This window comes from Cellvibrio japonicus Ueda107, assembly GCF_000019225.1.
GTDB lineage: Bacteria > Pseudomonadota > Gammaproteobacteria > Pseudomonadales > Cellvibrionaceae > Cellvibrio > Cellvibrio japonicus.
Genome location: NC_010995.1, coordinates 3514690 through 3523064, shown reverse-complemented (window position 1 = coordinate 3523064; position 8375 = coordinate 3514690). Strand labels below are relative to the sequence as shown.

General features: G+C 49.6%; 4 protein-coding genes and 1 tRNA gene. 4 read left to right on the top strand and 1 reads right to left on the bottom strand.

Annotated features, from left to right (window positions below):
• The first annotated feature begins 64 nt into the window (after window positions 1–64).
• The 3 genes from CJA_RS14425 to CJA_RS14415 are packed head-to-tail and all read left to right on the top strand — an operon-like array spanning window position 65 to window position 4994.
• Complete coding sequence (locus CJA_RS14425) at window positions 65–1822, top strand: NAD(P)/FAD-dependent oxidoreductase (protein WP_012488578.1); 1758 nt, start codon at window positions 65–67, stop codon at window positions 1820–1822.
• Between the two features lie 16 nt (window positions 1823–1838).
• Window positions 1839–4184, top strand: a complete 2346-nt coding sequence (gene fabD, locus CJA_RS14420; protein WP_012488577.1) for an ACP S-malonyltransferase — start codon at window positions 1839–1841, stop codon at window positions 4182–4184.
• A gap of 6 nt (window positions 4185–4190) precedes the next feature.
• Window positions 4191–4994, top strand: a complete 804-nt coding sequence (locus CJA_RS14415) for a thioesterase II family protein (protein WP_083766875.1) — start codon at window positions 4191–4193, stop codon at window positions 4992–4994.
• 137 nt (window positions 4995–5131) lie between these two features.
• Here CJA_RS14415 and CJA_RS14410 read toward each other — a convergent pair.
• Window positions 5132–5217: transfer RNA gene (locus CJA_RS14410), tRNA-Leu, on the bottom strand.
• Window positions 5218–5458: 241 nt separating this feature from the next.
• Between CJA_RS14410 and rnr the strand changes: the two genes are divergently transcribed.
• Entirely contained in the window at window positions 5459–8359 is a 2901-nt protein-coding gene (gene rnr, locus CJA_RS14405; protein WP_012488575.1) for a ribonuclease R, read from the top strand.
• The last annotated feature ends 16 nt before the right edge of the window (window positions 8360–8375 follow it).

Genomic DNA, 8375 nt, shown 5'->3' with positions numbered 1-8375 from the left:
TGAACAATACGCGATTCTGTGATTTGCTAATGTTCCTATAAACAATTTTACAAAGGAAATTTTTATGAATAAGCAACATCAAGTAATCATCTTGGGAAGTGGCATTGGTGGAACTGTCATGGCGGCAATTTTGGCGCGACATGGCATATCGGTATTAATTCTGGATAAGCAGGCGCATCCTAAATTTGCCATTGGTGAGTCAACTGTTGGACATACATCATCAATGATCCAATTGATTGCAGATCGATATGATGTGCCGGAGATCCACAACCTTGTTTCCTTTTCCCGGGTGCGCAAGCATGTTTGCTCATCCTCCGGTGTAAAGCGAGGTATAGGTTTTGTTTATCATCGCAATGATGGAACTCAGCGTGAAGATGAAGCCAATCAATTCATTATCCCTCCGCATTTGCATGGTTTGGAAAACCATTTGTTTCGTCAGGATATCGATGCTTATATATTTCAGGTCGCCGTGGGTTACGGTGCAGACTTTAAGGTGGATGTTAATATCAATGACGTGGATTTTACCGAAGAGGGCGTAACAGTTCACACCAATAAGGGTAATTTCAAAGCAGATTATGTAGTAGATGCTACAGGATACCGCTCGGTTATTGCAGATAAATTAGGGTTGCGTCCAAAGCAAAACACGATGGAAACCAATACCCGATCCGCATTCACCCACATGTGTCATGTGGCGCCTTACGATGATTGTATTCCCGCGAATTACCACAATATGCCCATTCCCTGGTTCCAGACTACAGTCCATCATATTTTTGAGGGGGGCTGGATTTGGGTTATTCCATTTAACAACACTCGAACAGGAACCAACCCCCTGTGCAGTGTTGGCTACACCCTTGACATCAATAAGTTCCCCGATAGTGGTCAATCTGCAGAGGATGAGTTCCTGTCTATCATCCAGCGTTTCCCCTCGGTGAAAAAGCAATTTGAGTTTTCCAAACCGGCGCGTGAATGGGTCAAGACCGGTCGCTTGCAATACAATTGTGAGAATTCCGTGGGCGATCGCTATGTGCTCCTTGGGCACGCGACAGGTTTTGTGGATCCTTTGTTCTCACGCGGCCTGGCTATTACCATGGATTGCATTTTTCATTTGGGCAATCGCCTTATTCAGGCTGTGCGGACACAGAAGTTCGATGCCAGGGATTTTGCGTATGTGGATCAGGTTACACGCGGTGGTGTGAGTTACAACGATCAACTGGTTTCCAGTGCTTATCGTTCGTGGAAAGATTATCGTGTATGGAATGCGTGGCAGCGTGTATGGGCTATAGGTGAAGCAGGTTTGGATCAGTTGAGGTTAATCAAGCAGCACGAATTGTTTCTCGAAACTGGTGACGAAAATGATTTGTTGAAGCTCGAATGCGTTACTCACCCTGGTCATTTGTGCCCAGACTCACCCGAATTCGCAACCTTGTTCAGTGAAGGGAAAAAATTGGTGGATGCGTTTGATCGTAATGAAATATCTGCGGAAGAAGCCAGTTCGCGTATTTTTCAATTAATACATGACCATGAGCTTATTTCGCCGAAGTTGCGCGTGTTTGATCCAAAGGTACGTAATTTCGGTCATAAGCAAATTGCTAATCTGCTCTCCGTGCTGTGGGGAAAAACCAAATCCAAACAACATATCCGCCGTTACTACGAAATTCCAGTGCGCCATATGTTGAAATTATTTTTTAAGCATGGCCATGAGTTTTTCAATCCGGAATTCAATATTGCCCGTCGATCTGATCATTTTGTATCAGCCAAGGTTGCCGCGCAAACCAACGCAAAATCCCTGGAGCCTTCAGTATCCACCAATCCTGTTGCTTAGCTGAAAGGAAACACAGATGAAAGCTATTATGTTTGCAGGGCAGGGCACACAATTTCGCGGTATGGGAAAGGAGTTGTTCCGCCTTTTCCCAACACTGGTTAGCCAGGCTAATAGTATCCTGGGTTACGATATTGCCGAGTTGTGTACGCTTGATCCTCAAGGGTTGCTCAACAAAACAGAATTTACCCAACCTGCTATTTTTACGGTCAATGCGTTGCACTATTTAAACCTTAATGAAAACCAAAATGGTACCGCGGATTTTTATATTGGGCATAGCCTGGGGGAATACAATGCACTTATGGCGGCGGGTGCCTTTGATTTCAGCACAGGTTTAACTCTGGTAAAAAAGCGCGGACAACTGATGAGCCAAGCCAGGGATGGTGGCATGCTGGCAGTATTGGGTACTCGTGAGGAGCAACTGCAAGCGTTGCTCGCAGAGTTGGATCTGCGAGACATTGTTATTGCCAACTACAATACTCCGACACAATTAATTCTATCCGGTCCACACCAAAGCACGTTGCACGCTTTTTCCGAACTGGAAAAACGTGGCATAAAAGTGGTTCCGTTGAATGTTCAGGGCGCATTCCATTCCCACATGATGCAGTATGCGCAGCAAAACTTTGAACAGTTTTTAAAGGATTTTCAATTTTCGGCCCTGCATAAGCCTGTCATCGCTAATGTTAATGGGCAACCCTATGAGCAAGACCGAATCCACACAACATTGAGTCAGCAATTGTCTAGCCCTGTGCGCTGGTGCGATTCCATTCGCTATCTTATGGCCTGTGGTGTAGACCAATACCATGAATGTGGTGAACGTTTAATTTTAAGCAAAATGGTAGATGAAATCACTCAACAGTGCGATCCCATGCCCTTGGCTGCTACGCACGAACGACAGGCTTGGACGGAGACGTCGCACACAGAGGAGGTTGTTACCGTAACACCGTTATTGGATACGGAATTGAATTGCAGTTTTACATCGGCAACATTGGGCAATATTTTGTTTCGCCAAACCTATCATGTTAAATATGCTTATGTGTGTGGCTCCATGTACCGGGGTATTGCCTCGAAAGAGATGGTTATCAACATGGCACGTAATGGCATGTTGGCATTTTTAGGCGCTGGAGGATTGCCATTGGATTCTATTCGTCAGGATGTTATTCACATTAAAAACGCTATTGCTGACAAGGCATCTTTTGGCGTGAATTTTCTATGCAATCTTAATCATCCTGACGCGGAAATGGATTTGGTGCGTTTGTTAGTGGATCTGGGTGTTAATCATATTGAGGCCTCTGCTTTTGTGACAGTGACACCGGCTTTGGTTTGGTATCGGATTGCGGGACTTGAGCAAGGCGCTGATGGAGCCATTAAATGCAACCATCATATTATGGCAAAGTTATCGCGTCCGGAAGTGGCAGATGTATTCTTAAGTCCGGCACCGCAACGTATTGTAGATGAGCTATTGACGGCGAATCTAATTACCCTGCAACAAGCAGAGTGGAGTCGTAAAGTACCGATGAGCCACGCTATTTGTGTGGAAGCGGATTCGGGGGGGCATACAGATATGGGCAATCCCACTATTTTATTTCCCACAATGAAAAAGTTGTGCGAAGCAAAGCAGGCACACCATCAATACGCCCAGCCGATATTTGTGGGATTGGCCGGTGGGATCGGTACCCCCGAATCGGCAGCAGCGGCATTTTTCCTTGGCGCGGATTTTATTCTTACCGGTTCCATTAACCAATGTACGGTGGAGAGTGGTGCGAGTGATGCAGTGAAAGATATATTGCAAACAATCAATGTAAAAGACACAGCCTACGCACCTGCCGGAGATATGTTTGAAATAGGCGCAAAGATCCAGGTTCTTAAGAAAGGTACCTTTTTTGCGGCAAGGGCGAACAAGCTCTATCAAATTTATAATCACTTTGACGGTATTGATGATATTCCGCATGGTTTGCGTGAGCAAATTGAAACACATTATTTTAAGAATTCCCTTGAGGATATCTGGAAAGGCATTGTGAAACATTTAATGGATACCCAGCGCCCGCAGGAAGTGGAAAAAGCCAATGCTTTACCAAAATATAAAATGTGTCTGATTTTCAAATACTATTTTTATTATTCAAGCCAGCTCGCCCTGCAAGGCGATCCAAATAGGCGTGTGGATTATCAAGTCCACACCGGCCCAGCTCTGGGAGCTTTCAACCAATGGGTTAAGGGCAGTGATCTGGAGTCCTGGAAAAATCGGCATGTCCATCTGATTGCAGAAAAGCTAATGATGGATACGGCGGCTTATATGCAGGCCCATATTCAGCAATTGCTGTCACCGTTTATGCATGACATTGTTTTTCAACCTGTGGAGGCCTAAATTAATATGTCCAAATCTCCTGCGTCATCCATGAGTCGGTGGGGATCGTTTAGCCCCGCAACGGACGCTGTTTCAGTGAGATTGTTTTGCTTGCCCCACGCTGGTGGGGGATCAAGTTTGTATCGCTCCTGGGTACGCTTTTTTTCATCTGAGGTCTATTTATCTGCGGCATTATTGGCGGGAAGGGAGGGGCGTTTCAACGAGCCATGCGCGACGAATATCCAGGATATTACAGCCCCTCTTGTCCGCGATATTGTGCTTCAGAAAATCACTGTTCCGATTGTACTATTTGGCCATAGTATGGGATCGATACTGGCCTATGATATTGCGCAGCGCCTGGAAAGCGAAGGCATTCACGTTGCGGCGCTATGTGTTTCCGGTCGTTTGCCGCCCCATATTGTTTATGGTGGGGATATGCATAGGTTAAGTGATAATGAATTTTTACAACGCCTTAAACGTTTGGGGGGCATTCACGACGTATTGCTGGAAGAGCCGGAAATTTTGCGGCAATTTTTGCCGAGCATGCGTTGTGATTATCAAGTACTGGAGAGTTATCGCACTGCCCCTATCCAACTGAACTCTCCCATTATTATTTGTGATGGTGAAAACGACAGTGAAACAAACATGGTGGAAATGTTGCGTTGGCAAGACCTAACACGGCAACCAATATTTTATCAGCGATTTCCCGGAGGGCATTTTTACGTCCGTGAACAGGGTTGCGCGATTGCAACTTACCTGCAAAATTGTTTTACGCAATTATCCCTTCTTGAAAGGTCGTCGCTACCATTGGATTATTCAGCGGTTCCCTAGGTAGGGTCACCCCTTCTAACAATGTGAAGCATAAACTGTCAATTCAAGACATGTTATGGGTGCCCTGTCGGCTGCAATAGCGTTTTTGTCAGGTAAAAACAACAAAGCCCCGATCTTTCGATCGGGGCTTTTATGTATGGTGCCCAGGAAAGGACTTGAACCTTCACGGCCGGGGGCCACTAACACCTGAAGCTAGCGTGTCTACCAATTTCACCACCTGGGCATTCCCAGTGCATCAGCAGCTGAGGCCGCGCACTATAATTTCCGGCCATGGGCTTGTCAACGCTTGTCTGTAATTATTTTATGTTTATATGCGCGCCAGGAAGAGTCAGGTGGGTTTGTCGCCAAGCCTGCCCTATAATCCATAGGTATTGCCTTTATTTCCGGGCGCCGGTTTTATTCGGGCCAGGTTGCCCCCATAACTGTACTTCCTTCCGATATCCTCCGATTAAAGGACGCCGATTTTGAGTAAGCGTAAATTCCCCCCCAAAGATCCCTTCGCGGCGCGTGAAGCTGAAAAGTACGACAATCCTATACCCAGCCGCGAGTACATCCTGGAACTATTGGATACTGCTGACCAACCCGTTACCCACGAGCAAATGTGCGACATGCTCAAGCTCCGCGATGAGGAGCAGGTGGAGGCCTTGCGTCGCCGCCTGATTGCCATGGCGCGCGATGGTCAGCTGATCAGCAACCGGCGCGGTGCGTTTGTGCGGCTGGATAAGATCGATGTGGTGCGCGGGCGGGTTCAGGGGCACCGCGATGGCTATGGTTTTATCATCCGGGCTGATGGGGGCGAGGACATCTATTTACACAACCGCCAGATGCGCAAGGTATTTGATGGCGATGAGGTGCTGGTGCGCCTGTCCGGGGAGCAGTACCGCGGTAAGGAGGAGGGGGCGATTGTCGAGGTACTGACGCGCAATACCTGGCAGTTGGCCGGGCGCTTTTACAACGAAGAGGGCGTGCAGTTTGTGCGCCCGGAAAACCCGCGCATTACCCACGACATTATGATCCCCTTTGGCAGCTATGGCGGTGCCAGGCACGGGCAGATTGTGGTAGCTGAAATCACCCAGCAACCGGACAAGAGCCGCCTGCCGATGGGGCGGGTGATCCAGGTGCTGGGCGACCACATGGCGCCGGGGATGGAAATTGAATTGGCCATCCAGGCCCATGGCATACCCAGCAGCTGGCCATCGGAAGTGGTCGATGAAGCTTCCCGGATTCCTCCCGAGGTACAGGAGGCGGATAAGAAGTTCCGGGTTGATGTGCGCGATTTGCCCTTTGTCACCATCGATGGTGAGGATGCGCGCGATTTTGACGATGCGGTATTGTGTGAGCGTCGTCGCGGCGGCTGGCGCCTGTATGTAGCGATTGCCGATGTATCCCACTATGTCCAGGTGGATAGTCCCCTGGATATAGAAGCGCGCGCGCGTGGCAATTCGGTCTATTTCCCGGATTATGTAGTGCCTATGCTGCCGGAGGCGCTCTCCAATGGCCTGTGTTCGCTGAATCCGGCGGTTGATCGCCTGTGTATGGTATGCGAGATGACTATCAGTGATGCAGGGCGCATCACCGGCTATCAATTCTACGAGGCGGTCATGCACTCCCATGCGCGCCTGACCTACACCAAGGTGGGTGCAATCCTGACCGGCGAAGGCGAAGAGGCAGATGCCCTGCGCCAGGAGTACAAACCATTACTGCCGCAGCTTGAGTCTTTGTACAAGTTGTTCCAATGCCTGCGCAAGGCGCGGGATGAGCGCGGTGCGATCGATTTTGAGACGGTGGAAACCCGTATCCTGTTTAACGACCAGCGCAAAATCGAGCGTATCGTGCCGGTCAAGCGCAACGACGCCCATAGGTTGATCGAGGAATGTATGCTTTGCGCGAATGTGTGTGCGGCTAAGTTCCTGGAAAAGCATGGTCTGATAGGCCTGTATCGCGTACACGAAGGGCCTACCGAGCAGAAGCTGGCTAATCTGCGCACCTACCTGGCTGAGCTGGGATTGGGCCTGGCCGGTGGCGATCATCCCACCTCGGCTGATTATCAACAGCTACTCCTGCAGATCCAGGGGCGCAGCGATGCCCATTTAATCCAGACCGTCATGCTGCGCAGCCTGCGCCAGGCCATGTACCAGATGGAAAACCATGGCCATTTTGGCCTGGGTTACGATGCCTATACCCACTTCACCTCGCCCATTCGTCGCTACCCGGATTTACTCGTGCATCGCGCGATCCGCTCGGTTATCCGCAGCGAAGAGCCCAGTACGCATGTGCAGCGTGTAGCAGGGGCCAAGCCTATCGCGCGGCGTAAAATCTATCCCTATAGCGTCAATGAGATACTGGTGTTTGGCGAACAGTGTTCACGCACCGAGCGCCGTGCAGATGAGGCAACCCGCGATGTGGTAAGTTGGCTCAAGTGTGAATACCTGCGCGACCAGGTGGGTGGTGTTTACGATGGCCATGTCAGCTCGGTGACCAGTTTTGGTTTGTTTGTTGAGTTGAATGATCTCTATATCGAGGGCCTGGTGCATATCACCTCCTTGCCCCATGATTACTACCGTTTTGATGCTGCCCAGCAGCGTCTCGTTGGCGAGCGCACACGCCGTGTTTTCGGGTTGGGTGATGAATTGGTGGTGCGCGTGGTGCGTGTTGATCTCGATAATCGCAAAATCGATTTTGAAATCGAGTCCAGTATGGCCGTGCGTCGACCCGCTTCCTCGGTAGTGCCCAAGGCCCATAAGCGTGCAGCCAAGGCTCGGGTGAAGCAGGGAATTCCCGCCCGGGTTGATCCGGTCGAGGCCCCGGTTGAGGCTGGGGCACGGAAAAAAGCCGGGACTAAAAAAGTTGACGTTGCCTCGCCCGCTAAGGCGTCAGTGGTAACAAAGGCTGCGGGTGCCAAGGCGAAAAAACAAAAACCTGACCAGGCCAAGGCAGCGGTGAAAAAAGGGGCCGTGAAAAAAGCAGCGGATAAAGCACCGGTGAGCAAAAAGGTTGAGTCCCAAAAGACCACGGCTAAAAAGGCATCCAATGCCGTCGTTACTAAAGCGGCCACCACCAAAAAATCCGCTGTCAAAAAACCTGCCGCTGGTAAAGCCTCCGGCAAAAAGGCAAAGGTAAAAACACCCGCCGGTAAAACAGCAGTAAAAACATCAGCGCCTGCGGCCCCAAAAACCAAAGCCGCTGCAAAACCATCAGCCGCTAAAGAGGCCAGCCATGAGCGTAAAGCACAAACTGCTGCATCTAAAACAGCGTCAACAAAGGTTCAACCAACAGCGAAGAAAACAGCTAAAAGCAAGGCTGTCGTTGCAGCACCGAAGGCTGCTGTTAAAAGACCGGTGGCTAAGGTTAACAAGACGGATTAATCGCTGGCTGACCAGT